The sequence below is a fragment of the Haloarcula sp. Atlit-7R genome (assembly GCF_003666065.1).
Taxonomy (GTDB): Archaea; Halobacteriota; Halobacteria; order Halobacteriales; family Haloarculaceae; genus Haloarcula; species Haloarcula taiwanensis.
Genome location: NZ_QXIK01000064.1, coordinates 1 through 541, shown reverse-complemented (window position 1 = coordinate 541; position 541 = coordinate 1). Strand labels below are relative to the sequence as shown.

General features: G+C 69.3%; 1 protein-coding gene. It reads left to right on the top strand.

The window, feature by feature from the left end; all coding sequences use genetic code 11:
- The first annotated feature begins 128 nt into the window (after nt 1-128).
- The gene (locus D3D01_RS22635; protein WP_121513861.1) at nt 129-386 is read left to right on the top strand and encodes a DNA-binding protein; all 258 of its coding nucleotides are present in this window, start codon (nt 129-131) and stop codon (nt 384-386) included.
- Nucleotides 387-541 lie beyond the last annotated feature (155 nt).

Below are 541 nucleotides of genomic sequence, written 5' to 3'. Positions count from 1 at the left end.
TGTCGTGCGTCTCGCGCCTCGCACTCGCGACCCGCCGCCGACTCCGCCCCCGTTCGGTGCCAACGGCGCGAACACCCGCGATAGAAACGTTCAGAAGCCACCCTCCCCGAACTTCGAGTGACTATCGGATGACCACGGACACCGACGCGACGCGCGACCGCCACACCTGCACAGCGTGCGGCGAGGCGTATCCGACCGAGCGACTGCTGGTCCTCCACCGGGGCGCGAGACACCCCGACGACCTCGACGCCGAGGAGGTCGAGGCGTACCGCGAGGCGTACTACGAGGAGGAAGACGAACTCAAGTCGTTCCGCATCCGCGCGCTCGGCATCCTGGTACTGTTGTACTTCGGCTTCCTCTTCCTCTACGTGTTCTATGCGTCCTGAGCAGCCGTCGCGACCCGAAGCAGACACAGAGCCGGACGCAGCGAGGGCACGCGACCGCCTCCCCCGAGCCGCCCGGCTCGGCGCGGTCGCGCTCTCGCTGGTCGGGGTACTCCTGCTCGCGCGCGGCGTCGCCGCCAGCAACGCCGCGGTGGGAC